We start from the raw sequence: 24287 nt of genomic DNA, 5'->3' as shown, positions 1-24287 counted from the left end.
ACGCGGCGCGACTAGGCTGGATCAATGCCCTCGCTCGACGACATCGCGCAGTTCCAGACGTCGCTCTCAGGAGAGGACGTCGCCTGGCTGCACGCGCTGGTCACGGACTGGCAGATCATCGCCGACCTGTCGTTCTCCGACCTGGTCCTGTGGGTGCCCGACGGCGAGGCCAAGGGTATGTGGGCCGCCGCGCAGATCCGCCCGACCACCGGCGCGACGACGCTGCTCGAGGACGTCGCCGGGACGTTCTTGCCGACGGGACGCGGTGATGTGCTCGAGGCCGCCCTGAGGAGTGGCCGGGTGGTCCCCGACCTGGTGATCGAGGAGCGCGACGGCTTCCGCGTACGCGTCGCGGTGATCCCGGTCAGCCGGGCCGGCCGGACGATCGCGGTCATCGCCCAACGCAGCGCCGCGGCCGGCCTGCGCACGGCCAGCACCTTGGAGAGCTCCTACTTCGAGGCCGCCCACGAGCTGGCCGAGATGATCCGGCGCGGCGAGTTCCCGCTGCCGGGCACCCGCAGCGACCTGTCGGACTCGCTCCGGGTCGGCGACGGGTTCGTGCGCACCGACGCGTCCGGGGTCGTGCGGTACGCCAGCCCCAACGCGATGTCGGCCTACCGACGTCTCGGCCTCTCCGGCGATCTCGTCGGCACCCACCTGGGCAACGTCACCACGGGCCTCGTCGACCGCCGGCCCACCGATCGGGGCGCGGGCGGCCTGCTGGGCGGCGACGAGAGCATCGAGGCCGAGATCGAGAACTCGCAGGCCTCCCTGTTGCTCCGGGTCATCCCGCTGCGGTCGGCCGGTCGCCGCAGCGGATCGCTGATCCTGCTGCGGGACGTCACCGAGCTGCGCCTGCGCGAGCGCGAGCTCGTCTCCAAGGAGGCGACGATCCGCGAGATCCACCACCGGGTCAAGAACAACCTCCAGACGGTCGCCGCCCTGCTGCGTCTGCAGGGTCGCCGCATGGAGAGCCCGGAGGCGCGCGACGCGCTCGAGGACGCGGTCCGCCGGGTGGGGTCGATCGCCCTCGTGCACGAGACGCTCAGCCAGTCGTTCAGCGACTTCGTGGAGTTCGACGAGATCGCCGACCGGCTGCTCCACACCGTGCTCGACGTGTCGGACGGCCCGGCCGGCGCGAACCGGATCGCCGCGGAGCGGTTCGGCTCGTTCGGCCTGCTGCCGGGGGAGGTGGCGACGCCCCTCGCAATGGTGCTGACCGAGCTGATCCAGAACGCCGCGGCGCACGCGTACGACGAGGGCGGCGGCACGCTCACCCTCGCGGTCAACCGCATCCGCGACAAGGTGCGCCTCAGGGTCAGTGACGACGGTGCGGGTCTGCCGGACGACTTCGACCCCGCGGGAAGCCTGGGGCTCTCGATCGTGACGACGCTGGTGGAGGGCGAGCTCGGCGGCACCCTGGCGTTCGAGGAGCGCGTGGGCGGCGGCACGACGGTCGCGATCACGCTCGTGGTGTGAGCGCCCTGCGCCTGCAGATACAAAGAACCCCGCGGCCGTCAGGCCACGGGGTTCACCGATACGTGCGTACGCTCAGGCAGTACGAATACGTGCCCGAGCATTGCGACGCTTCAGCGTACGACGTTCGTCTTCGCTCAAGCCTCCCCACACACCGTGATCCTGTCCGGACTCGAGTGCCCACTGGAGGCACTGCTCGCGAACATCACAGCGGCGGCATACGACCTTGGCCTCTTCGATCTGCAAGATGGCAGGACCCGTGTTGCCGATGGGGAAGAAGAGCTCAGGATCCTCATCGAGGCATGCCGACTTGTGGCGCCAGTCCATGGGGACACTCCTTCCCGTTCGGTTGCGCCCAGGGCAGGACTGTTTGTCCGTCCCAGGGCTGAGACACCATGGTTTCAACATTCGGGACCGTTTACAAGGGCCAGAGGGCCAGGCGAATTGTCGCATCGGTCACATGGTGCCTAGGCTGGCGTCGTGACGTCTTCTGGACGGCCGTCCGGGACGGCCAGAACGCTGCTGCTCGTGGCCGCTGCGATCGTGGCCCTCGAGGCCGTGACCTTCCTGGTGCTGGCGGTGGTCGAGGCGGCCCACATCTCCGGCGACCGGGTGGGCCTCGGAGTGGGTACGACGCTGTTCCTCGTCGTGATCGGGGCAGGCCTGCTGTACGCGGCGCGGCGGGTGACCGAGGGGGACGCGTGGGCCCGCAGCCCGCTCGTGTTCGCCCAGCTCATCGTCCTCGGCCTCGCGTACAACCTGCGGGGGGACCCGGCCTGGCTCGCTCCCGTCGTCGCGGTTCCGGCCGTGATCGCGCTCGTCGCGCTGCTGTCACCGCCGGTGACCCGCGCGCTCAGCCGCGATTCACCCGTGTGAGAGAGTGAGAGCCGGGCACAACCCGTCGCTTCTCGCTCCTGCGGGACAGCACACCCTGCGGCACACCTGCCGCGTCGGCGACCTGATCGGTGCCGAGGACCAGCACGGACACGTTCCCGAGGATGCCCTTTCATGGTTGCCACAGACATCGACCTGCAGGACTCGAGCTTTCCCGATCCTGACGATCCCGTCTTCGCCCTGCACCGCGGCGGCAAGATGAGCATCAGCGCCACCGTCGACATCAATGACGCCCACGACCTGTCGTTGGCGTACACGCCGGGCGTGGCCCGCGTGTGCGAGGCGATCGCCGCCGACCCCGATGTCGCGCACGACTACACCTGGGTCTCCAACACCGTCGCGGTCGTCACCGACGGCACCGCCGTGCTGGGCCTCGGCGACATCGGCCCCGCCGCGTCGATGCCGGTCATGGAGGGCAAGGCGATCCTGTTCAAGCAGTTCGGCGGCGTCGACGCGATTCCCGTGGCCCTCGACACCACCGACGTGGACGAGATCGTCGAGACGATCGTGCGCCTCGCCCCGACGTTCGGCGGGATCAACCTCGAGGACATCTCGAGTCCCCGCTGCTTCGAGATCGAGCGCCGCCTCATCGAGCGCCTGGACATCCCCGTCTTCCACGACGACCAGCACGGCACCGCGGTCGTGACCCTCGCCGCGCTGATCAACGCCGCCCGACTGACCGACCGGTTCCTCGAGGACCTCAAGATCGTCATCTCCGGCGCGGGCGCCGCGGGCGTCGCGATCATGAAGATCCTGCAGTCCGCCGGGGCGAGCAGGATCTCGGTGGTCGACCGGGCCGGCGTCATCCACCCAGGTCGTGACGACCTCAACGAGGTCAAGCAGTGGATCGCCACCGAGACGGCCGACTGGGCACGTCCCGGGTCGATCGTGGACGCGATGGACGGCGCGGACGTCTTCATCGGGGTCTCCGGTGGCACGGTCGCCGAGGAGGCGGTCGCGAAGATGGCGCCGGACGCGATCGTGTTCGCGATGGCCAACCCGCACCCGGAGGTCCACCCCGACGTGGCCCACCGTCACGCCCGCGTCGTGGCCACCGGACGCTCGGACTTCCCCAACCAGATCAACAACGTGCTCGTCTTCCCGGGCATTTTCCGTGGCGCGCTGGACGTCCGCGCTACGCGGATCTCCGAGGGGATGAAGCTCGCCGCGGCCACCGCGATCGCCGATCTCGTCGGGGACGACCTCAGCGAGACGTACGTCATCCCGTCACCGTTCGACCCCCGGGTCGCCTCGGCCGTCGCCCGCGCCGTGACAGACACGGCACGTCGTGAGGGTCTCGCTCGTCGTCCGTACTGACACCATCCAAGGAGCCCCATGTTCGCGGTCTACGCCGGTCAGATCACCCCCGACAACCCCCTGGACGGGCTGGTGGTCGGTGAGCGCCCCGAGCCCGAGGTCCCGGACGGCTGGACGACCGTCACGGTCAAGGCAGCCTCGATCAACCACCACGATGTGTGGAGCCTGCGGGGGGTCGGGCTGGGCGAGAAGTCGCTGCCGATGATCCTCGGCTGCGATGCGGCCGGCTACGACGAGGACGGCAACGAGGTGCTGGTCCACGCCGTCATCAGCGATCCGTCGTGGCGCGGGGACGAGACGCTCGACCCGAAGCGCTCGCTGCTCTCGGAGCGGCACCAAGGCACGTTCGCGGAGAAGGTCGCAGTCCCGACCCGCAACGTCGTCCCGAAGCCCGCGGGGCTGTCGTTCGCCGAGGCTGCGTGCCTGCCGACCGCGTGGCTCACGGCGTACCGCATGCTCTTCACGCAGTCCGGGCTCAAGCAGGGCGACACGGTGCTGGTGCAGGGCGCCGGCGGCGGCGTCGCCACCGCGGCGATCACCCTCGCCCGTGCGGCCGGCTTCCGGGTCTACGCGACGAGCCGTGACGAGGACAAGCGGGCCAAGGCGATCGAGATCGGCGCCCACGAGGCCTTCGAGTCCGGTGCCCGGCTGCCCACGAAGGTCGACGCCGTGATCGAGACCGTCGGAGCGGCCACCTGGTCGCACTCGGTGAAGTCGATGCGCCCCGGCGGCACGATCGTGATCTCCGGCGCGACGTCGGGTGACGCGCCCTCGCACGCTGAGCTCACCCGGATCTTCTTCCAGCAGATGCGGGTGCACGGCTCGACCATGGGCACCCGCGACGAGCTGCACGCCCTCGCGCAGTTCATGGACGTCACGGGCACCCGCCCGCTGATCGACCGGGAGATCCCGATGGAGCAGGCGGCGGACGGGCTGCAGAGCATCATCGACGGGTCGGTCTTCGGCAAGATCGTCCTGACCCGCTAGGACCCCCACCCAGATTTGCGGAGATCTGCACCGTTCTGCGGGCAGAAACCGTGCAAAAGTCCGCAAATCTGGGTGGGGTGGGGTCAGTCTTGGGCCAGGGTGTGACGCAGGTAGCGCATCGGGGCGTCCAGGTACGCCTTCCAGTGGCGTACGAGGTCGAGCTCGTCCCACGACGTGGGGCGCAGGCCCCAGTTGCCGACCTCGAGGATGTTGGCGCCCGGCATCGCGGCGAGCACGGGGGAGTGGGTCGCACACAGCACCTGGCCGCCTTGCTGCACGACGTCGTGCAGCACTCCGATGAGCGCGAGCGTCGAGCTGAAGGACAGGGCCGCCTCGGGCTCGTCGAGGCAGTAGAAGCTCGGTGAGTCGAACTTGCGCGTCAGCACCTCGAGGAATGACTCCCCGTGGCTCATCGCGTGGTAGTCGGCATCACCGCCCCCGTGCTCGTCCATGTACGTGTACCAGCCGTGCATGGTCTCGGCGCGCAGGAAGAAGCCCCACCGCCTCGTGCCGATGCCGCGCTGCACGAGCAGGTCGCGGTGCAGCGAGGACTCGGTGGGCCGCGTCTGGTGCAGTCCATGGCTGCTGCCGCCCTCGGGGGAGAGGCCGTACGCGATGGCGATGGCCTCCACGAGGGTCGACTTGCCCGATCCGTTCTCCCCCACGAGGAAGGTGACACCGGGCGGGAGATCGAGTCCCTCGGACATCAGCTGGGCGACGGCCGGCACGGTGTGCGGCCACGCGGCGGGGTCGTACGTCGCGTGCGGATCACGGCTCACCCGCACGACGGGTGGCTGGTCGAAGATCACCGGCGAGCTGTCGGTGATCGGGTCAGTCCGCGACGGTCTCGTCGGGCACGGAGGTCGCCATCGACAAGATCGCCTCGGCCGGGTAGGACCGTCCGCCGTGGCTGTCACGCAGGTGCGTGTCGACCACGCTGACGAACTCGTCGTCGGTCCGTCCCTCGAGCCGCTGTCCGCAGGGACACATCATCATCTTCGCCATGACGCGAGCCTAGCCACCCCTGCCGACACGCGGCAGGGGTGGCTCACTCGTCGTCGTCGTCCAGGCGCGCGAGCCAGGTGGCCAGCCGCTCCACCGGGATCTCGAAGTCGGGATTGAGGTCGACGAACGTGCTGAGCTGCTCCGCGAGCCAGGCGAAGGTGACCTCTTCGTCACCTCGCCGGCTCTGGAGCTCCTCGATGCCACGATCCGTGAAGTACATGACCTGTCCTCAGACGCCGATCAGCTGAAGGCCTGCTGCATGAGCGTGGCCTGCTCCTCGACGTGGCGGTTGTGCGAGCCGACCGAGGGTGCCGACGACTCCGGGCGCGAGACCCGCAGCAGGGGCAGTCCGTCGAGCTCACCGCTGAAGTGCAGCGCGATGTGCGGCCACGGACCCTGGTTGGCGGGCTCGTCCTGGACGAAGCGGACCTCGCGCAGGTTGGGGTACTTGGCGAGCTCGGCCTTGAGCTCGTCGAGCGGCCGCGGGTAGATCTGCTCGAGGCGGACGATCGCGGTGCGGGACTGGCCCGACTCGCGCTTCTCCCGCTCGGCCACGAGATCCCAGGTGATGCGACCCGAGCAGAGGAGCACCCGCTCGACCGCGGACGGATCGGCCACGTCGTCACCGATGAGGGGCCGGAACGATCCCGACGTGAAGTCCTCGGGCTGCGAGGCCGCGGCCTTGCTGCGGAGCATCGACTTCGGGGTGAAGACGATGAGCGGACGGTGCTGGCCCTGCAGGTTCTGCCGGCGCAGCAGGTGGAAGTACGACGCGGGGGACGAGGGCTGCGCCACCGTCATCGCGTTGTCCGCGCACAGGTCGAGGAAGCGCTCGATGCGTCCCGACGAGTGATCAGGTCCCTGTCCCTCGTAACCGTGGGGCAGGAGCAGGACGACGCCCGACTTCTGACCCCACTTGGTCTCGCCCGCGGAGATGTACTCGTCGATGACGGACTGGGCGCCGTTCACGAAGTCACCGAACTGCGCCTCCCACATCGTGAGCGCCTCGGGACGTGCGACCGAGTAGCCGTACTCGAAGCCGAGCGCGGCGTACTCGCTCAGCAGCGAGTCGTAGATGTAGAACGTCGCCTGCTCGTCGCCCACGTGCGACAGCGGGGTCCACTCGTGGGCGTTGTTGCGGTCGATGATCGTCGCGAAGCGGGACGAGAACGTGCCACGACGGCTGTCCTGGCCCGCAAGACGCACGGGGCGTCCGTCGAGCAGGAGCGAGCCCATCGCGAGGATCTCGCCGGTGCCCCAGTCGATCGGGCCGGCCGAGATGGACTGCGCGCGACGCTGGAGCTGCGGCAGGACCTTCGGGTGGACCGTGAAGCCCTCGGGGACGTTGGTGTAGGCGTCCGCGATCGCCTTCATCGTCTCGGGCGTGATCGCGGTGATCAGCTCGCCGTCGTGCTCGGGCTTCTCGGGGTAGTCCGGCGTGCGGGTGTAGTCCGGATCGGACGTGGCCTGCTTGACCTCGGCGAAGTTGCGCTCGAGCTGCGCCTGGTAGTCCGTCAGCGCGGCCTCGGCCTCCTCCAGCGTGATGTCGCCACGACCGACGAGGGCCTCGGTGTAGAGCTTGCGCACCGACTTCTTCGCGTTGATCGTGTCGTACATCAGGGGCTGCGTGAAGCTGGGGTCGTCGCCCTCGTTGTGACCGCGACGGCGGTAGCACACGAGGTCGATGACGATGTCCTTGTGGAACGTGCGGCGGTACTCGTACGCCAGCTGAGCCACGCGGATGCACGCCTCGGGATCGTCGCCGTTGACGTGGAAGACCGGCGCCTGGATCATGCGGGCGACGTCGGTGCAGTACGTCGAGGAGCGCGACGAGGACGGCGAGGTGGTGAAGCCGACCTGGTTGTTGACGATCAGGTGGATCGTGCCGCCCGTGCGGTAGCCGCGCAGCTGCGAGAGGTTGAGCGTCTCGGCGACGACTCCCTGGCCCGCGAACGCTGCGTCGCCGTGCACGAGCACCGGGAGGACCGGGTACTCCTGACCACGGTTGAGCCGGTCCTGCTTGGCGCGGGCGATGCCCTCGAGGACGGGGTCGACGACCTCGAGGTGCGAGGGGTTGGCCGCGATCGAGACCTTGACCTTGTCGCCGTTGCCCGAGGTGAACTCACCCTCGACGCCGAGGTGGTACTTGACGTCGCCGGAGCCCTGCACGGTGCGGGGGTCAATGTTGCCCTCGAACTCGCGGAAGACCTGGCTCGGGCGCTTGCCGGCGATGTTGACCAGCGCGTTGAGACGGCCGCGGTGGGCCATGCCGATGCAGACCTCGTCGAGCTTGTCGGCCGCAGCGGCCTCGCAGATCTCGTCGAGGAACGGGATGGTGGTCTCGCCGCCCTCGAGGCTGAAGCGCTTCTGCCCGACGAACTTGGTCTGCAGGAACGTCTCGAAGGCCTCGGCCTGGTTGAGCTTCTGCAGGATGCGCAGCTGCTCCTCGCGCGGCGGCTTGGTGTGCGGACGCTCGACGCGCTCCTGGAACCACTCGCGCTCGGCCGGCTCCTGGATGTGCATGTACTCGATGCCGACGGTGCGGGCGTACGAGTCGCGCAGGATGCCGAGGATCTCGCGGAGCTTCATGAACCGCTTCTCGCTCTTGAACGAGCCGGTCGCGAACTCGCGGTCGAGGTCCCACAGGGTGAGTCCGTGCGACGCGGTGTCGAGATCGGGGTGCATGCGCGGGGAGCTGTCGAGCGGGTTGGTGTCGGCCATCAGGTGGCCGCGGACCCGGAACGCGTGGATGAGCTCGAGGACGCGGGCCTGCTTGTGGACCTCGTCGTCGTGGCTGACCGGGATGTCGCGGGCCCAGCGGATGGGCTCGTAGGGGATCCTCAGCGCGCGGAAGATCTCGTCGTAGAAGCCGTCCTCGCCCAGCAGCAGCGCGTGGATGCGCTTGAGGAACTCGCCCGACTGCGCACCCTGGATCACGCGGTGGTCGTAGGTCGACGTCAGCGTCATCATCTTGGAGATGGCCATCTGCGCGAGCGTGTGCTCGGACGCGCCCTGGAACTCCGGCGGGTACTCCATCGAGCCGACGCCGATGATGACGCCCTGGCCCTGCATGAGTCGGGGGATCGAGTGGTTCGTGCCGATGCCGCCGGGGTTGGTCAGGCTGACCGTGGTGCCCTGGAAGTCGGCGACCGTGAGCTTGTTGTCACGAGCCTTGGCGACCATCGTCTCGTACGCCGCCCAGAACTCGGCGAACGTCATGGTGTCGGCGGCCTTGATGGACGGCACCAGCAGGGTGCGCGATCCGTCGGGCTTCTTCAGATCGATCGCCAGGCCGAAGTTGATGTGCTCGGGCTTCAGCTGGTTGGGCTTGCCGTTCACGACCTCGTAGCCGGTGTTCATCTCCGGCATGGCCTTGAGGGCCTTGACGATCGCCCAGCCGATGAGGTGGGTGAACGACACCTTGCCGCCGCGTGCGCGGGCGAGGTGGTTGTTGATCACGATGCGCTGGTCGAACAGCAGCTTGACCGGCACGGAGCGGACGCTCGTCGCGGTCGGGACCGACAGGCTCGCGTCCATGTTGGCGACGGTGCGCGCAGCGGCGCCGCGCAGCACGACGTTCTCGACCTCGCCGGGACCGGCGGCGGGAGCGTCCTTCGCGGCCGGGGTGGACGGGGCAGGCTTGGACTTGGCGGGCGGTGTCGCGGGCACAGGTGCGACGGGAGCAGGCGCGTCCTTGGCCTTCTCCTCCGGCACGGAGGCCGTGGCCGGCTGCGTCTTGGCTGCCGGCGGGGTGGACGACTCGGGGGACGTCGGCGGCGGCGTGGGCGCGGCGGTCACGACGGGCGCCGCCTTCGCGGGGGCGGCTCCGTTGGGCCCGTCACCGTTCAGGCCGGCACCGTCGCCCGTCTGGAAGAAGGAGACCCAGGTGTCGTCGACGGACGAGGGATCTTCCTGATAGCGCTCGTACATCTCCTCGACGAGCCACTGATTCGTGCCGAAGTCGGGGGTTGAATGGTCTTGTGAGGACTCGGCCACAGCCTCGATCGCCTCTTCCGAATTGTCGCTGGCGCGCATGCTCAAATGTCGCTTAACAGGGTAACGCGAAGGCCCAGCCGTCTGCAGGCAGGTTCGCCTCGGCCACCGCTCTGCCTCCACCGTGCCACGTCGCCGCGTCGAACGTGAGCAATCGCGGCCGAGATCGTGCTCACGAGACGACCGTCACGCGTGCTTCGCGCCCGAGGAACCGGCCGAACAGGGCGGTCTCCGCCTCGACGGCGCGCCGCGTCGTGCTGCTGACCGAGCCCGAGGCGCGCACCACGACGTCGACGGCTCGGGCCGATTGCTTGCGCGTCCACGTGCCGGCCAGCAGCCCGTCGACCATCAGCAGCCCGGTGCCTCGCATGACGTCCTGCGCGGCACCGGCGAACGCTGCGTAGTCGTCGGGCGCGCGGGCGTAGGAGACGTACTCGTCGAAGTTGGGCAGCAGCATGACGTGGGGGACCTCCGCGTCGACCGGCGGCTCGAGACGCCAGTGTGGCGTGCCGTCGACGTCGACGGGGGACAGGTCGGCCAGCTCGATCGCTCGACGGCTGTCGGTCAGCGTCAGGCTCGTCCACCACGCGAGGTCCTTGTCGCGGAAGGGTCCGTGCCCGCGGGCGTAGCGGCGGGCGGCGAGGGCCAGCAGGTCGTCGCGTGGTGGGGCGACCGGCCCCGGCCCGAGCAACCGGTAGGTGTGCTGCTTGCCGTCGAGCGGACCGTTGGCGACGACCGCATCGATCTCGGCGTGCATCAGGACGTGGGCCAGGGCGAGTCCGGAGTGCTCGAGACCAGCTGCCGCCAGATCAGCGCCCAGGTCGGCTCGGGTGCGCGTGGCGCCGTCGGCGAGCGAGGCGACGATCACCTCGGTGCAGCGGTCGAGCCGTGCGTCGGTGAGCCCCAGGCCCTGGTCGATCGGCGCCATGAGCCGGCGGATGCGGGGGGCTGTCAGGGCGAGCCATCCGTGGATGTCGGCGGCGTCGACGAAGTGCCAGGTCGGGCGCAGCACGTGGGTGCGCAAGAAGTCGCCGCGAGCGAACGCTTGCTGCAGGTCGGCGTGGGTGAGCCCGTCGGTGCGCCGGGCGATCGCCCACAGTGCCATGTCGTGGAGCTGCGACTGCACGCACCCGAGGTGGCGGACGACCTGGCCGGCCGAGTCGAACCTCGGGGCATCGAGCCCCTGCGCGTGCAGGCGGCCGACCACGGGTCTCATGCGAGGAGCATCCCGCACGCCACCGACAGGACGGCTACCGCTTCTTCTTGGCCGCCTCGGCCGCCTTCCTGATCTCGGCGTCGGTGAGCGGTCGCCAGGGCGAGGGCTCGTCCTGGGTGGCTCGCGCATCGGGACTGACGCCGGACGAGAACCACTTGGCCGTGAACGGCGTGCCTCGCAGCATGACGCGCTCGCCCTTGCGATAGGACTGGTCCTGCTTCCACTCGGGGTACGTCCCGCGGGGCAGCGTGGGGACGCGCACGGGCTTCTCGCCCGGCAGCACGGGCCCGAGCAGCTGCCACGGAGAGGCGGCCTTGTCGACGACCGGGTCGTCCGGCAGGTCGCCGAGAGTCCACCACTTCGCGACGTACGCGTTGCGGTGCCACACGACGCGGGTGCCCTCGACGTAGGTCTTGTCCTCGGCCCACACCGGGTACGGGCTCTTGGCCGGGTCGTCGGTCAGGTCGACCTCGCGACCCTCGCGCCCGCCGGCGGGCCCGGGGACGACCGGCGTCACCTCGCTCATGTCGGGGCGACCGCTCATGCCCCCGCGGAGCGCCTTCGCGAACGTCTGGGCGCCCTGGTCCACTCCGCTGCAGGAGTTGGACACGATCGTCACGTCGGGATAGTTCTCGCCGCAGGTCCGGTCGCGGTTGAGCGACCACATCGACATCCGGCCGAGTCCCTTCTCCTTCGCGAACGCACTGAGCCCCCGCGCGGCGGCGAGCGTGAAGACCTCGCCCGCGACATCGTTCTGACCGATCATCGGCGTCGCGCCCATGCGGCGCCACAGGGTCGCGGCGCCGACGCGCTCGCCCGAGTCGGCGTAGACCTGGCTGAGCTGGCGGTGGGTCTGCTCCAGGGCGGAGGTGGACGCGTCGAGCATCGACTGGCCCTTCGCCCGGCTGTCGCCGTAGTCCATCGTCATGACGTTGACGCCCGACAGCTCGACGTCGTTGTCCAGCATCACCTTGACCGCTGCCGTGCCCTCGGCGGTCAGCCCGCTCGGCGCGACGGGAAGCGTCAGCCAGACGCGCAGGTCGTGGCCGGCCTTGGCCCGCTCCTTCTGCAGCGTCCTCATCGCCACGGCCCGGCGCGTCGCCGCGGCGCGGTCGGAGAGGGCGGCACCCTCGATGTCGAGATCGATCGTGCGCAGGTCGTAGCGCTCAACCACGCTGCGGTACGCCTTCAGGAGCTTCGCGGGATCCGTGCACGTCGTGGACAGCTCGGAGTTGATGGCCCCGCCGAAGGACACCACGACACTGCCGCCGCGCTGGCGCAGGCGCGCGATGCGTCGATCGAGATCGAGGTCGTCGGAGGCTGCGTCGAGGGAGTACGCGGCACCCCAGGAGGGGGTGCAGGCCTCACCGGGGTCGGTGACGATGAACGACAGCACGACGTCCCGGGCGGCCTTGGACGCGGGCTGCTCGAACTCGTGGAGCGGGGTCACGGTCGCGTCGACGTAGCCCGCGTACCAGGCGTCGCCGTTGGCCTCGGCCGCCTGGGAGTCCTGCACGTACCGCCAGCTCGACGTGCCGCCCAGCACGACCGCCGTCACGACGCCCATCAAGATGGTCAGACGTACCCACGACAGGCGCCGTCCCTCGAACCGACTCACGTACGACTCTCTTCTTCTCAAACGACCCCGAGCGGGCACATGGTGTCACCTTTTCGCAAAGCGTGGTCACCGAACGCCGAGGTGTCGCTAGGCTGTCGCCGAAATCTTTGAGGAGACATGCTCTTGCTGTTGAGGTCGAGGTCCAAGCCCACCACCGAGCCGAGGACCCGACGTCAGTGGGGAGCCGAACGCCGCTCGGAGCCGTTGTCGATCGTCCATCCGGTGCCCAGCGGCGCCAAGATCACGTGGGGACGCGTCGGGATCGTCGTCACGATCTTGTCGTGGATCGGCTACGTCGTCTCGACGATCGTCCGCGAGTTCATCGACTACGGCGGCAACTTCCGCTTCACGATGGAGGCCTTCTCCTATCTCGTGGTCGTGACGTTCCTCACGTTCTCGGCGCTCATGTACCTCGTGGCACGCCAAGGGGCGCTGCTGCGGTTCCGTGACCACGTGCGCGCACCCCGCGGGATGATCGACCGGCACTTCGCCGACACGACCTCCGAGCGCCTCACGGTGCTGATCCCGTCGTACGCCGAGGAGCCGGACGTCGTGCGTCTCACGCTCTGGAGCGCGGCGCTGCAGGAGTATCCGGACCTGCACCTCGTGCTGCTGATCGACGACCCGCCGGCGCCGACGGATCCGGAGGTGCGGGCCAAGCTGGAGGCGACCCGGCGACTCGCGTCGGACATCATGGAGTCCCTGGCCGCGCCGCGCGAACGGTTCCAGGCCTCCCTTGAGCTCGCGACGGCAGAGCTGGCGAGCGGACCGGTCAGGCGCCGCTCGGTGAAGGTCCTGCTGAAGGAGTACCGGGCTGCCGCAGCGTGGCTGGAGGAGATGGCTTCCGCGGAGGACGTCGTGGACCACGTGAGCGAGTTCTTCGTCGACCAGGTGCTGATGGGACTGGCCAACGAGCTCAGCCTCACGGCCCTCGCGCTCGAGGCAGCCCTCGAGCAGGGCGGCCTTCCCGACAGCGGCCGGGTCCTCGAGCTGCACCGTCGCCTCGCCTGGATCTTCCGGGCGGACCTGACGAGCTTCGAGCGCAAGGCCTACGGGTCCCTGTCGCACGAGGCGAACAAGGCGATGAACGTCAACGCCTACCTCGGGCTCATGGGCCACGTCTGGCGTCCCAACGAGACCGCCGCGGGCATCATGCTGGACGAGGTCGAGACGCCCCGCCCCGGCGACATCGTCATCCCCGACTCCGGCTACGTGCTGACCCTGGACGCGGACTCACAGCTGCTGCGCGACTACTGCATCCGGCTCGTGTACTACCTCGAGCAGACCGAGAACCAGCACGTCGCGATCATCCAGACGCCGTACTCGTCGTTCCGCGGTGCGCCGACGCGCATCGAGCGGATCGCGGGCGCGTCGACCGATCTGCAGCACATCCTCCACCAGGGCAAGACCCATCACAACGCGACGTTCTGGGTGGGCGCGAACGCGGTGATCCGCAAGCGGGCGCTCGAGGACATCGTCGAGGTCGAGAACGTCGCCGGCTACGACATCAAGACGTACATCCAGGACCGGACCGTCATCGAGGACACCGAGTCCAGCATCGACATCGGCTCCGCGGGCTGGGCGTTGGTCAACTATCCCGAGCGGCTCAGCTACAGCGCGACGCCCCCCGACTTCGGCTCGCTCGTGGTGCAGCGCCGGCGGTGGGCCAACGGCGGCCTGCTGATCCTGCCCAAGCTGTGGGAGCAGGTCCGGCACCGGCGACACAGCCGTACGCGCGTGCACCTGGTCGAGCTCGCGCTGCGGGTCAACTACATGGCCTCGATCGCGTGGGCGAGCTTCGGACTGCTGTTCCTGCTGTTCTACCCGTACGACAGTCGGCTCCTCAGCCCGCTCATCGTGGGAGCCGCGCTGCCGTACTTCATCGCGATGGGCAGTGACCTGCGCGCGTGCGGTCACCGGTTCACCGACATCTTCCGCATCTACGGCTTCAACCTGGTGCTGCTGCCGGTCAACCTCGCAGGCGTGCTCAAGTCGATCCAGCAGGCGTTCACGGGCGAGAAGATCCCGTTCGCCCGCACCCCCAAGGTGCGCGATCGCACGGCCGCCCCGGGACTGCACGTCCTCGTGCCGTACCTGATCGTGCTGTTCTCGTTGCTGACCGCGTGGCGCGACTTCCATCAGGAGAACTGGGGCAACTTCGGCTTCGCGATGTTCAACGCGATCCTGGCGTCGGCGGCCATCAGCGCCTACATCGGCGTCCGTGCGTCGTTCGTGGACATGGGACTGGGTGTCCTCAACTGGTTGTTCGTCGAGCCCAAGCCCAAGGCACCTGCGAAGCAGGTCGCGACCGACGACGACACGATCGACTGGGCCGCGATCCTGTACTACGGCGACCGCCGGCTGGCGCGCGACCTGCGCAGGCGCGGCGATCGACGCCGGCGCCTGCGCCGATCGGAGGGCTGAGCGCCGCGGGGGCGCCCACCCCTGGCCGTCTACGCGGTCTCGAGGGCCGCGTCGAGGGTGATCTCCGGGACGGATGCGAGGGCCTTGCTCAGCGGGCAGCCGACCTTCGCCGCCTCCGCGGCCTCGAGGAACCCCGCCTCGTCGATGCCCTCGACCTCGCCGCGGACCTTCAGGGCGATCTTGCTGATCTTGAAGCCGCCGTCGGCCGAGTCCTCGCCGAGCGTGACCTTGGCGGTCGTCTCGATCGAGATCGGGGTGGCGCCCTTCTGGCCGAGGACCGCGGTCAGCTGCATCGTGAAGCACGACGAGTGGGCGGCGCCGAGGAGCTCCTCGGGATTGGTTGCGCCGCCGCCGTCCTCGGACGAGCGCTTCTTGAACGACATCTCGAACGTACCGAGGCCCGAGTCGGTGAGCTCGACCTGGCCGGAGCCGTCCTCGAAACCGCCGTCCCAAGCGGTGCGTGCTGTGCGTGTCGGCATGCTGGAATCCCTTCGTCGATGAGATCTTGACGCTACTGCGACTCACGGACGGCGCAACCAGTCCGAGCAGGAGGGCTCGGACCTGCCGACCTGCGAGGGTGGGGCCATGAACGAGCCGGAGCGCCGTGGACACCCGTTGGGCGAGCTGATCGCGGCTGCCGCGGACGGTCGCTTCCCGGAGGTGGACGGCGGCTGGGAGAGGGTCCGGCCGTGGCGTCCGGGCCTCGAGGCGGTGGTCGCGTTCACCGGCCACGCGGTGCTCGCCGTGTCCGACGACGTCCCCGACGCCCGGCTCGAGGCGCTGGGGGCCGACGGCTTCGGTGGCGCCCACGACCCACGCCTCATGACGGCCCTGGCGGGGCCGGACGCCTGGATCGACGTCCTCGACGTGCTGCTGGTCGCGCGCGGGCGGGGGAGTGCCGCGCACCCGTCGGGGCTCGTCGCGCGTCCGGACCTCGCGGGTCATCCTCGTGTCCTGCACGCTGCCGCCGTGCGTGACGACGTCGAGGTCTGGGGGCACGCGGACCCGATGCGGTCGGCAGTGGCGATCCTGGCCCGCGGGATCGGCGGACTGCGTGAGCTGAGCTTCGAGATCGAGCCCGCCCGCCGCAAGGGGACGGGGGCGGCGCTGATCGAGGACGCCCTGCGCGTGGTGCCGTGGGGCGAGCTGGTCGTGGCGGCCGCGGCGCCCGGGAACGCAGCAAGTCTGCGCGCCCTCCTGCGGGCCGGCTTCACGCCGGTCGGCTCGGTCCAGCTCTTCCGTCGCAGCGGGCCCTCGGGGCCCGGCGACGCGTACGTGCGCCGACAGGAGTGAACCTGTGGCGCCCCCGGCAGGATTCGAACCTGCGCTTCCGCCTCCGGAGGGCGGCGCTCTATCCCCTGAGCTACGGGGGCCAATGCGGCCAACTGCGGTGTGAGCCTACCCCACGCCCACTACGGTGATGTCCATGCCCAGAGTGCTCGTCGTCGACGACACCCCATCGATACGTTTCCTCATCCGGACCAACTTGGAGATTGCCGGATTCGAGGTCGTCGAAGCGGTCGACGGCGCGGACTGTCTCGACGCCCTGCGACGGCTGGAGACCCTGCCGGACGCGATCACGGTCGACGTCATGATGCCGCGCCTCGACGGCATCGCCACGGTCTCCGCGATCCGTGAGGATCGCCGGCTCGCCGGCATCGGCATCATCATGGTCACGACGCAGGGGCACCCGGCCGACATCCAGCGCGCGACGCAGGCAGGGGTCGACGCCTACGTGACCAAGCCGTTCGATCCGGACTTCCTGATCCAGACCGTGCGGGACGTCATCGCCCGGACCGAGGACCGTCCGCCGACCTCTTGATCGTTGCCCCATCCCGACGTACGGTTTTCGTACACGGAGAGGAGGTGGTCCCAAGAATGAATTCGTCTTGGACTTGTGAGGTGGCTGTCCGCTAGCCACGAGGCCCGGCTCCACGGAGCCGTTCCTGGTGCATCAGGACCTGGTGGCGGCGAATACCCGCAGTCACCCGACCCGCAGGGCGTCGAGCTGTCCACTCGACCCGTGCCTCCCCGCTGGGCTCGCCCGGCCGGGAGTGCACAGCCCCTGCGGGTCGCCCACGTCCGGACGCTTTTCGCCGCCGTCAGGGCCGTGGAGACCGGGGGATACCCTAGAGAGGTGACCCCCGACCAGCTTTCTTCCACGATCATCAGTGCCCTGACCTCCCTCGTCGAGGAGGGCGCCATCACCTTGCCGGACGGTGTGCCGGCCGAGGTTGTCGTGGAGCGACCGAAGGTCAAGGAGCACGGCGACTACGCGACCAACATCGCGCTCCAGCTCGGCAAGAAGGCCGGCATGAACCCGCGCGAGTTCGCCCAGCTGCTGGCCGACCGCCTCGGCGACGCCGACGGTGTCGCGAGCGCCGAGATCGCCGGCCCGGGCTTCCTCAACATCCGCGTCGACGCCCGCGCGCAGGGCGCGCTGGCCCCCCAGATCGTCGCGGCCGGCACTGCCTACGGCACCAGCGATCTCTACGCGGGGCAGAAGGTCAACCTCGAGTTCGTCAGCGCCAACCCCACCGGCCCGATCCACATCGGTGGCGTCCGCTGGGCCGCTGTGGGTGACTCGCTCGGACGCATCCTGTCGGCCATCGGCGCGGAGGTGACACGCGAGTACTACTTCAACGACCACGGCGTGCAGATCGACCGCTTCGCCCGCTCGCTCCTCGCCGACGCTCGCGGCGACGAGGCCCCCGAGGACGGCTACGGCGGCCAGTACATCCACGACATCGCGCAGAACGTCCTGGCCAAGCACCCGGACGCCGCGAGCCTGCCGGACGCCGAGGCCCTCGAGACGTTCCGCGCCGAGGGTGTCGACCAGATGTTCGGCGAGATCAAGAGGAGCCTGCACGAGTTCGGCGTCGACTTCGACGTCTACTTCCACGAGAACGACCTGCACGAGTCAGGAGCGGTCGAACGCGCAATCGCCCGGCTCGAAGAGCTCGGGATGATGTACGAGAGCGAGGGCGCCCACTGGCTCAAGACGTCCAAGTTCGGCGATGACAAGGACCGCGTCGTCATCAAGTCCGACGGCCAGCCTGCGTACATCTCCGGTGACCTGGCGTACTACCTCGACAAGCGCGAGCGCGGCTTCGACCGGTGCATCATCATGCTCGGCGCCGACCACCACGGCTACGTGTCGCGCATGCTCGCGATGTGCGCCGCGTTCGGCGACACCCCCGAGGTCAACCTCGAGATCCTCATCGGCCAGATGGTCAATCTCGTGCGCGAGGGCCAGCCGCTGCGCATGAGCAAGCGGGCCGGCACCGTGCTCACGCTGGAAGACCTGGTCGAGGCGATCGGCGTCGACGCGGCGCGCTACGCGCTGGCCCGCTACTCCACGGACTCCACGATCGACCTCGACCTGGACCTGTGGGCCAGCCAGACCAGCGACAACCCGGTCTACTACGTCCAGTACGCCCACGCGCGGCTGTCGTCGATCATCCGCAACGCGGCCGATCTCGGCGTCGTCCTGGACGAGTCCACGTTCGACCCGTCGCTGCTCGTGGTCGACCAGGAGGGCGCGCTGCTGCGCTCGCTCGCGGACTACCCCAAGGTCGTCGCCCGCGCCGCCGAGCTGCGCGAGCCCCACCGGGTCGCCCGCTACCTCGAGGACACGGCCGCGGCGTTCCACAAGTTCTACGACGTCGCCCACGTGCTGCCCAAGGGCGACGAGGAGCCGAGCGACCTGCACCGGGCCCGGCTCATGCTCGTCGCGGCCACCCGCCAGACCATCGCCAACGGGCTCGCCCTGCTCGGCGTGCACGCTCCCGAGAGGATGTAGTCCGTGCGTTCCCACGAGGCCGGCGCCCTGCACGGCCAGGCCGGCGACCGCGGTCCCGCCTGGCTGCGGAACCCCGAGGACCCCAACCGGCTCGTCCCGCACCTGTGGGCCGACGGCGTCTCCAAGGTCGACGGCGTCCTGACCGTCGCCGGGGTGTCGGCCGTCGACCTCGCGGCCGAGTTCGGCACGCCCACCTACGTCGTGGACGAGGATGACTTCCGGCGTCGCGCGCGGTCGTTCAAGGAGGCGTTCCCCGACGCCGACGTCTACTACGCCGGCAAGGCGTTCCTGTGCGTCGCCGCCGCCCGCTGGATCGCGGAGGAGGGGCTCAACCTCGACGTGTGCAGCGGGGGCGAGCTCGCGGTCGCCCTCAAGGCCGACTTCCCGCCGGCCCGCATCGGCCTGCACGGCAACAACAAGTCGCTCGCCGAGCTGCGGCGCGCGCTCGAGGTCGGCGTCGGCCGCATCATCATCGACTCGTTCGAGGAGATCGACCGGCTGCGTGAGCTGACCGCCGAGCTCGACGTGACCGCTCCGGTCATGATCCGGGTGACCGCCGGCGTCGAGGCGCACACGCACGAGTACATCTCCACGTCCCACGAGGACCAGAAGTTCGGCTTCTCGATCACCGGGGGAGACGCCCTCGACGCGGTCCGCCGCGTGCTGGACGCCCCCGGGCTCGAGCTGCGGGGGTTGCACTCGCACATCGGCTCGCAGATCTTCGTCACGGACGGCTTCGAGGTCGCGGCCCGGCGGGTGCTGCGCCTGCACGCCGAGATCGAGAAGGAGCTCGGTGTCGCGCTGCCCGAGTTCGACCTCGGCGGCGGCTTCGGCATCGCGTACACGACGCAGGACACGCCGTCCACGCCCGACGACCTCGCCCGGGGCATGCTCAAGATCGTCGCCGACGAGTGCGCGGCGATGGGCATCGCAGTTCCCCACCTGTCGATCGAGCCGGGGCGTGCGATCGCCGGCCCCTCGACGTTCACGCTCTACGAGGTCGGCACGACCAAGTCGGTGGCTCTGGACGGTGGAGCCGCTCGGCGCTACGTGTCCGTCGACGGCGGCATGAGCGACAACATCCGGCCTGCGCTGTACGGGGCGGACTACTCGTGCACGCTCGCGTCCCGCGTCTCCGATGCACCTGCGGTGCTGAGCCGCGTCGTCGGCAAGCACTGCGAGTCCGGCGACATCGTGGTGAAGGACGAGTTCCTGCCCGGCGACGTCGCCGCAGGAGACCTGCTGGCCGTGCCGGGCACCGGGGCGTACTGCCGCTCGCTGGCCAGCAACTACAACCACGTGCCCCGCGCGGCGGTCGTGGCCGTCCGTGACGGCGAGGCCCGGCTCATCCTTCGGCGTGAGACCGAGGACGACCTGATGACCCTCGACGTCGGCTGACCCGTCCCGGGTCAGTCGCGCTGGAGGCGGCGGGCGCCCGGCCCCTCACGTCCGAGCTCGTCGCCGGCGTTGAGGAGCGTGCAGGTCTTCAACGACAGGCAGCCGCAACCGATGCAGCCGTCGAGCTCGTCCCTCAGGCGCCGCAGCTGGTCGATGCGCGCGTCCAGATCGGCCCGCCACCGCCGAGACAGGCGCGACCAGTCGGCCTTGGTGGGCACACGGTCGTCCGGAAGGGTGGCGAGCGCCTCGCGGATGCGTGCCAACGAGATCCCGAGGCCCTGCGATACCCGGATGAACGCGACCCGGCGCAGCACGTCGCGGTGGTAGCGTCGCTGGTTGCCGGCCGTCCGGACGCTCGTGATCAAGCCTTCGCGCTCGTAGAAGTGCAGCGCCGACACCGTGACGGCGGACCGTGCGGCGACCTGGCCGGGGGTGAGCTCGGGGCGCCGGGACGACATGCCACGACGATAGTTCAGGTCGATGGAGTTGACCTCAACCTGGGTTGAGGTTGTGGAGTGGTCGCACCGACCACGAAGGAGCAGCATGAGCGCGACCCGCGAGCAACGACCAACAGGACCGGGCGAGCCGCGACCCCCAGGGTGGCTGTGGTCCGGTCCGGACGGACGGGTCGTGCTGGGCATCTTCTCCTTGGCGTTCCTCGTCGCGTTCGAGTCGCTCGCCGTCGCCACCGTCATGCCGGTGGTCGCCGACGAGCTCGACGGGCTCACCCTGTACGCCCTCTCGTTCGCTGCGCCCATGGCGGTGGGCGTCGTCTCGATGACGTTGGCCGGGCCGCTCATGGATCGCCACGGGCCGGCACTCGCGGTGCGCGGCGGCGTCCTGGTCTTCTCGCTGGGGCTGCTCGTCGCGGGACTCGCCTCCTCGATGCCGGTCTTCCTGGTGGGCCGGGCCGTGCAGGGCCTCGGGATCGGCTTCATCTCGGTGGGGCTCTACGTCGTGATCGGGCGGACGTTCCACGAGGACGTGCGCGCGCGGGTGTTCACGGTCATGACGAGTGCCTGGGTGCTGCCGGCCCTCGTCGGCCCGCTCCTCGCCGGGACGATCGCGGACCTGGTCGGGTGGCGGTGGGTGTTCCTCGCCGTCCCGGCCGTGGCGCTCGCGTCGCTCGGACTCATCTGGCAGGCGCTCGACCGGATCGACGGGGACCCGGCCGTCGTCCTGGAGGGTCGGCGGGTGTGGTGGGCCGCGCTCGTCGCCGCCGGCGTCCTCTCGGTGAGCCTCGCCGGTCAGCGGGCGGTCACGTGGTGGCCGGTGCTGCTGGTCGCCGCCCTCGTGGTCACCCTCCGGTACGGGCCCCGGCTCGTGCCGCCGGGCTCGTGGCGGGGCCGGCCGGGGCTGCCGCGGGTGATCGCGACCCGCAGCCTGCTCGGTGCCGCCTTCGTCGGCGCCGAGACGTACGTGCCGCTCTCGCTGGTCCAGCACCGCGGACTGAGTGCCGCTCAGGCCGGACTGCTGCTGACCAGCGGCGCCGTCCTGTGGTTCGCTGGCTCGTGGCTGGCCGCCCACGTCCCCGTCCTGGCGTCCAAGCCGCTGCGGGTCAGGCTCGGCTCGGTCTGCGTGCTGGTCGGGACCGCGGCCGGATTTCTCGCCCTCCTCGACGAGGTGCCGGTGGCGGTCGTTGCTGCGGTCTGGGGCGTCGGCGGCCTCGGGATGGGCATGGCCCTGTCGACGCTCGGGGTGCTGCTGCTCGACCACTCCGCTGCGGCCGAGCAGGGCGCGAACAGCGCCGGCATGCAGATCAGCGATGCCGTGGCGCAGTCGCTCCTGCTCGCCCTCGGCAGCGTCCTGTTCGCGGTGCTGCTGACCGTCGGCGACAGGGTGGGGTACGTCATGGTGCTCGGCCTCGCGAGCGCGGTCGCGGCGCTCGGCGTCGCGATGGCGATGCGGGTGGAGGCCGCGCCCGGCTGAGCGCGGCCTCCCGGCGACTACTTCTTCTTGACCTTGGCGGTCTTCGAGCTCAGCTTGCTGACGGTGACGTAGCTGCTCTTCCTCTGGGTCACGCGCACCGTGATGCGCTTGCCGACATCGGCCTTGCGGACCTTGTAGGTGCTCTTCTTCTGGCCTGAGATCGCCCGGCCGTTGCGATACCACTTGTAGCTCGAGGTCCCCGGGGCCGGACCCCACGAGCCGGTCTTGGCGCGCAACGTCCTGCCGACCTTGGCGGTCCCGCTGATCGTGACCTTCTTGGCGGTCAGGACGCCCTGGACCTTCGCGGTCGCGGCAGACGTCCTCACGACCGGCGCCCCGCCCTCGATCGTGCCGGTGACCGTCACGGTGATCTTCTTGCCCGCGTGCGCGTTGGACAGGCGCAGCGTGGACCCGGTCGCACCGGTGATCGCGGCGCCGTCGGCCCGCCACTGCCGAGCCAACGTCACGCCGGCCGGACCCCAGCTTCCGGTGGCGACGCTGAGCGTCTTGCCGCTGCGGGGCGTGCCGCTGATCGTCGGGGCGGCTCCCGTGACCACGGGCGGTGTCGCCACTGGGGCCGTTGCTGCGGACGTCTTGGTCGTGGCGGTGTGGGTGGCGAGCGTGCCCGTGACCCGCACGGCGATGGTCTTGGTGGCGTCCTCGATCGAAGGCGTGTACGTGGCTTGGGTGGCGCCCTCGATGGGTGCTCCGTTCGCGAGCCACTGGTAGGCCAGCTCGACGCCGGTCGGTCCCCAGGTGCCGGGGTCGGTGGTGAGCTGCTGGCCGACCTGGGGCGTCCCGGTGATGGTGGGCGTCGAGCCGGCGACCACGGGCTTCGCTACTGGGGCCGTTGCTGCGGACGTCTTGGCCGTGGTGGTGTGGTGGGAGAGCGTGCCCGTGACCCGCACGGTGATGGTCTTGGTGGCGTCCTCGATCGAGGGCGTGTACGTGGCTTGGGTGGCGCCCTCGATGGGTGCTCCGTTCGCGAGCCACTGGTAGGCCAGCTCGACGCCGGCTGGTCCCCAGGTGCCGGGGTCGGCGGTGAGCTGCTGGCCGACCTGGGGCGTCCCGGTGATGGTGGGCGTCGAGCCGGCGACCGCGGGCGCGGGGCCGAGCTTGATCTCGATGTCGATGACTTCGCCGTGCGAGGTCGCGGTGACCTCCTTCGCGGCAGCCTCGGAGTATGCGTTGTCGTACCACTCGGTGACACCGTCGACGCCGGCCGGCGGAGTGAAGAAGAACTTGTAGCGGTCGCCGATCCGGACCGTCTGGCGATAGACGCCTGCGTCGTCCGTCTCGTTCGGACCGGCGCGGCGCGGGCCCCACTCGCCCTCGTAGAACTGCCACACGCCGACGGCCGCGTCCGGCACCGGGTTGCCGGCCGGATCCTTGACGGTCAGCCGGATGCGGGGCGCCTCAGCGAGCGTGAAGTTGATGTTGGCGGCGGTCTTGCCGGGCTGCACGGTCACGGCCGTGGCGCTGTCATAGCTGGTCGCGTTGTTCCAGTACTCGGCTTCGTACGACGGGGCGTCCGGGTCGGACGAGGAGCTGTACTTGGAGGCGACGACGCGGTAGTCGCCTCTGACCAGACCCTCACCGAATCCCTCGCGGGGATCCTGGACGGAGGTGTAGTAGCCGTTGGCATCGGTCTGCACGCCCTGGCTGCCGCCGGACCTGGTGCGCTCGAACATCACGCTGGCGTCGGCCAGTGGTTTGCCGGCCGCGTCGGTGACCCTTCCGGAGATCTGACCGGCCTGCTCCAGCACCATGTCGGGGAGCTGCACCCGGGTCGTCCCGACCTGGATGGGCGTCGCGTCGTGGAGGTACTCGGCGTCGTCGTAGTACTCGCGCTGGTACAACTTGGCATCGTTGGTGCCGACGCTGGCCACCTCGAACTTGTAGGTGCCGGCCGCCAGTCCGCCGAGCTCGAACGTGCTGCCGGTGAAGGGGTAGCCGTCGGTCCCCGGATCGGTGGGATCGCTGTCGACGCTGTCGTAGTAGCCGTCGGCGTTCAGGCGGTGCAGGTAGATGTACCCCTCGGTGACCGGTGTCTTTTCACCGCCGACGGCCTGTGTGAAGACCGAGCCGCCGATCGAGCCGGTGCCGGCCGCGGACGCCGACTGCTCCGTCAAGCCGGTCAGGGCCAGGCATATCGCGACGACGGCGCCGACGAGCGCCGTCGATCGACGCCTCGGGCGGTGGACGAGTGGAGTGGTCATCGAGGTCCT

General features: G+C 69.8%; 20 protein-coding genes and 1 tRNA gene. 10 read left to right on the top strand and 11 right to left on the bottom strand.

Annotation, left to right across the window (positions count from 1 at the left end; genetic code table 11):
- Window positions 1–24 precede the first annotated feature (24 nt).
- The gene (locus tag GEV26_RS12675; protein ID WP_153653561.1) at window positions 25–1479 is read left to right on the top strand and encodes a sensor histidine kinase; all 1455 of its coding nucleotides are present in this window, start codon (window positions 25–27) and stop codon (window positions 1477–1479) included.
- Between the two features lie 72 nt (window positions 1480–1551).
- Here GEV26_RS12675 and GEV26_RS12670 read toward each other — a convergent pair whose 3' ends face one another.
- The gene (locus tag GEV26_RS12670; protein ID WP_082530375.1) at window positions 1552–1803 is read right to left on the bottom strand and encodes a WhiB family transcriptional regulator; all 252 of its coding nucleotides are present in this window, start codon (window positions 1801–1803) and stop codon (window positions 1552–1554) included.
- 153 nt (window positions 1804–1956) lie between these two features.
- On the opposite strand from GEV26_RS12670, the gene GEV26_RS12665 reads away from it, so the two are divergent.
- The 3 genes from GEV26_RS12665 to GEV26_RS12655 all read left to right on the top strand — a co-directional run bounded on the left by GEV26_RS12665 (window position 1957) and on the right by GEV26_RS12655 (window position 4674).
- Window positions 1957–2352 (top strand): hypothetical protein, encoded by a 396-nt coding sequence (locus GEV26_RS12665; protein ID WP_153653559.1) that lies wholly within the window; start codon window positions 1957–1959, stop codon window positions 2350–2352.
- Between the two features lie 132 nt (window positions 2353–2484).
- On the top strand, window positions 2485–3687 hold the full coding sequence (locus tag GEV26_RS12660; RefSeq protein WP_153653557.1) for an NAD(P)-dependent malic enzyme: 1203 nt from the start codon (window positions 2485–2487) through the stop codon (window positions 3685–3687).
- A gap of 18 nt (window positions 3688–3705) precedes the next feature.
- Window positions 3706–4674 (top strand): zinc-binding dehydrogenase, encoded by a 969-nt coding sequence (locus GEV26_RS12655; RefSeq protein ID WP_153653541.1) that lies wholly within the window; start codon window positions 3706–3708, stop codon window positions 4672–4674.
- 83 nt (window positions 4675–4757) lie between these two features.
- On the opposite strand, the gene GEV26_RS12650 is transcribed toward GEV26_RS12655, so the two are convergent.
- The 6 genes from GEV26_RS12650 to GEV26_RS12630 all read right to left on the bottom strand — a co-directional run bounded on the left by GEV26_RS12650 (window position 4758) and on the right by GEV26_RS12630 (window position 12506).
- A complete protein-coding gene (locus tag GEV26_RS12650) occupies window positions 4758–5483 on the bottom strand; it encodes an AAA family ATPase (protein WP_243838748.1) in 726 nt (241 codons plus the stop codon).
- A 22-nt stretch (window positions 5484–5505) separates the two neighbouring features.
- Window positions 5506–5679 (bottom strand): DUF1059 domain-containing protein, encoded by a 174-nt coding sequence (locus GEV26_RS12645; protein WP_153653539.1) that lies wholly within the window; start codon window positions 5677–5679, stop codon window positions 5506–5508.
- A 43-nt stretch (window positions 5680–5722) separates the two neighbouring features.
- Window positions 5723–5899, bottom strand: coding sequence for a DUF6104 family protein (locus GEV26_RS17910; RefSeq protein WP_194839850.1), 177 nt, complete (start codon window positions 5897–5899; stop codon window positions 5723–5725).
- Between the two features lie 20 nt (window positions 5900–5919).
- Complete coding sequence (locus GEV26_RS12640) at window positions 5920–9714, bottom strand: multifunctional oxoglutarate decarboxylase/oxoglutarate dehydrogenase thiamine pyrophosphate-binding subunit/dihydrolipoyllysine-residue succinyltransferase subunit (RefSeq protein ID WP_153653537.1); 3795 nt, start codon at window positions 9712–9714, stop codon at window positions 5920–5922.
- Between the two features lie 130 nt (window positions 9715–9844).
- Window positions 9845–10888 (bottom strand): winged helix DNA-binding domain-containing protein, encoded by a 1044-nt coding sequence (locus GEV26_RS12635; protein ID WP_194839849.1) that lies wholly within the window; start codon window positions 10886–10888, stop codon window positions 9845–9847.
- A gap of 34 nt (window positions 10889–10922) precedes the next feature.
- The gene (locus GEV26_RS12630) at window positions 10923–12506 is read right to left on the bottom strand and encodes a chitinase (RefSeq protein ID WP_208430963.1); all 1584 of its coding nucleotides are present in this window, start codon (window positions 12504–12506) and stop codon (window positions 10923–10925) included.
- A 129-nt stretch (window positions 12507–12635) separates the two neighbouring features.
- Here GEV26_RS12630 and GEV26_RS12625 point away from each other — a divergent pair, with 129 nt between their 5' ends.
- Window positions 12636–14930 carry a glycosyltransferase family 2 protein gene (locus GEV26_RS12625; RefSeq protein ID WP_243838747.1) on the top strand — a complete coding sequence of 765 codons (2295 nt, stop codon included), beginning with the start codon at window positions 12636–12638 and terminating at the stop codon, window positions 14928–14930.
- 29 nt (window positions 14931–14959) lie between these two features.
- Here GEV26_RS12625 and GEV26_RS12620 read toward each other — a convergent pair whose 3' ends face one another.
- Complete coding sequence (locus GEV26_RS12620) at window positions 14960–15409, bottom strand: OsmC family peroxiredoxin (protein ID WP_153653532.1); 450 nt, start codon at window positions 15407–15409, stop codon at window positions 14960–14962.
- A gap of 106 nt (window positions 15410–15515) precedes the next feature.
- Between GEV26_RS12620 and GEV26_RS12615 the strand changes: the two genes are divergently transcribed.
- Window positions 15516–16223: an N-acetyltransferase gene (locus GEV26_RS12615; protein ID WP_153653530.1), complete on the top strand. Its 708-nt coding sequence runs from the start codon at window positions 15516–15518 to the stop codon at window positions 16221–16223.
- 5 nt (window positions 16224–16228) lie between these two features.
- On the opposite strand, the gene GEV26_RS12610 is transcribed toward GEV26_RS12615, so the two are convergent.
- Window positions 16229–16303: transfer RNA gene (locus GEV26_RS12610), tRNA-Arg, on the bottom strand.
- A gap of 53 nt (window positions 16304–16356) precedes the next feature.
- On the opposite strand from GEV26_RS12610, the gene GEV26_RS12605 reads away from it, so the two are divergent.
- From GEV26_RS12605 to lysA, 3 genes are all read left to right on the top strand, one after another.
- On the top strand, window positions 16357–16752 hold the full coding sequence (locus GEV26_RS12605; protein WP_153910316.1) for a response regulator: 396 nt from the start codon (window positions 16357–16359) through the stop codon (window positions 16750–16752).
- A 315-nt stretch (window positions 16753–17067) separates the two neighbouring features.
- Window positions 17068–18732 carry an arginine--tRNA ligase gene (gene argS / locus GEV26_RS12600; RefSeq protein ID WP_153653528.1) on the top strand — a complete coding sequence of 555 codons (1665 nt, stop codon included), beginning with the start codon at window positions 17068–17070 and terminating at the stop codon, window positions 18730–18732.
- A 3-nt stretch (window positions 18733–18735) separates the two neighbouring features.
- Entirely contained in the window at window positions 18736–20130 is a 1395-nt protein-coding gene (gene lysA, locus GEV26_RS12595; RefSeq protein ID WP_153653526.1) for a diaminopimelate decarboxylase, read from the top strand.
- An 11-nt stretch (window positions 20131–20141) separates the two neighbouring features.
- Here lysA and soxR read toward each other — a convergent pair whose 3' ends face one another.
- Window positions 20142–20588 (bottom strand): redox-sensitive transcriptional activator SoxR, encoded by a 447-nt coding sequence (gene soxR / locus GEV26_RS12590; protein ID WP_153653524.1) that lies wholly within the window; start codon window positions 20586–20588, stop codon window positions 20142–20144.
- A gap of 85 nt (window positions 20589–20673) precedes the next feature.
- Here soxR and GEV26_RS12585 point away from each other — a divergent pair, with 85 nt between their 5' ends.
- Complete coding sequence (locus GEV26_RS12585) at window positions 20674–22059, top strand: MFS transporter (protein WP_194839848.1); 1386 nt, start codon at window positions 20674–20676, stop codon at window positions 22057–22059.
- 17 nt (window positions 22060–22076) lie between these two features.
- On the opposite strand, the gene GEV26_RS12580 is transcribed toward GEV26_RS12585, so the two are convergent.
- Window positions 22077–24278 carry a carboxypeptidase regulatory-like domain-containing protein gene (locus GEV26_RS12580; protein ID WP_153653520.1) on the bottom strand — a complete coding sequence of 734 codons (2202 nt, stop codon included), beginning with the start codon at window positions 24276–24278 and terminating at the stop codon, window positions 22077–22079.
- Window positions 24279–24287 lie beyond the last annotated feature (9 nt).

The sequence above is a fragment of the Aeromicrobium yanjiei genome, from assembly GCF_009649075.1.
Taxonomy (GTDB): domain Bacteria; phylum Actinomycetota; class Actinomycetes; order Propionibacteriales; family Nocardioidaceae; genus Aeromicrobium; species Aeromicrobium yanjiei.
Note: the sequence above shows the minus strand (reverse complement) of the source record. Positions and strands in the feature narration are given on the sequence as shown.

Coding starts and splice junctions, on each gene's coding strand:
- GEV26_RS12655 (WP_153653541.1), top strand. CDS start 3,706: ATGTTCGCGGTCTACGCCGGTCAGATCACCCCCGACAACCCCCTGGAC.
- GEV26_RS12620 (WP_153653532.1), bottom strand. CDS start 15,409: ATGCCGACACGCACAGCACGCACCGCTTGGGACGGCGGTTTCGAGGAC.
- GEV26_RS17910 (WP_194839850.1), bottom strand. CDS start 5,899: ATGTACTTCACGGATCGTGGCATCGAGGAGCTCCAGAGCCGGCGAGGT.
- GEV26_RS12640 (WP_153653537.1), bottom strand. CDS start 9,714: ATGCGCGCCAGCGACAATTCGGAAGAGGCGATCGAGGCTGTGGCCGAG.
- GEV26_RS12660 (WP_153653557.1), top strand. CDS start 2,485: ATGGTTGCCACAGACATCGACCTGCAGGACTCGAGCTTTCCCGATCCT.
- GEV26_RS12635 (WP_194839849.1), bottom strand. CDS start 10,888: ATGAGACCCGTGGTCGGCCGCCTGCACGCGCAGGGGCTCGATGCCCCG.
- soxR (WP_153653524.1), bottom strand. CDS start 20,588: ATGTCGTCCCGGCGCCCCGAGCTCACCCCCGGCCAGGTCGCCGCACGG.
- GEV26_RS12615 (WP_153653530.1), top strand. CDS start 15,516: ATGAACGAGCCGGAGCGCCGTGGACACCCGTTGGGCGAGCTGATCGCG.
- GEV26_RS12670 (WP_082530375.1), bottom strand. CDS start 1,803: ATGGACTGGCGCCACAAGTCGGCATGCCTCGATGAGGATCCTGAGCTC.
- GEV26_RS12585 (WP_194839848.1), top strand. CDS start 20,674: ATGAGCGCGACCCGCGAGCAACGACCAACAGGACCGGGCGAGCCGCGA.
- GEV26_RS12675 (WP_153653561.1), top strand. CDS start 25: ATGCCCTCGCTCGACGACATCGCGCAGTTCCAGACGTCGCTCTCAGGA.
- GEV26_RS12580 (WP_153653520.1), bottom strand. CDS start 24,278: ATGACCACTCCACTCGTCCACCGCCCGAGGCGTCGATCGACGGCGCTC.
- GEV26_RS12605 (WP_153910316.1), top strand. CDS start 16,357: ATGCCCAGAGTGCTCGTCGTCGACGACACCCCATCGATACGTTTCCTC.
- GEV26_RS12645 (WP_153653539.1), bottom strand. CDS start 5,679: ATGGCGAAGATGATGATGTGTCCCTGCGGACAGCGGCTCGAGGGACGG.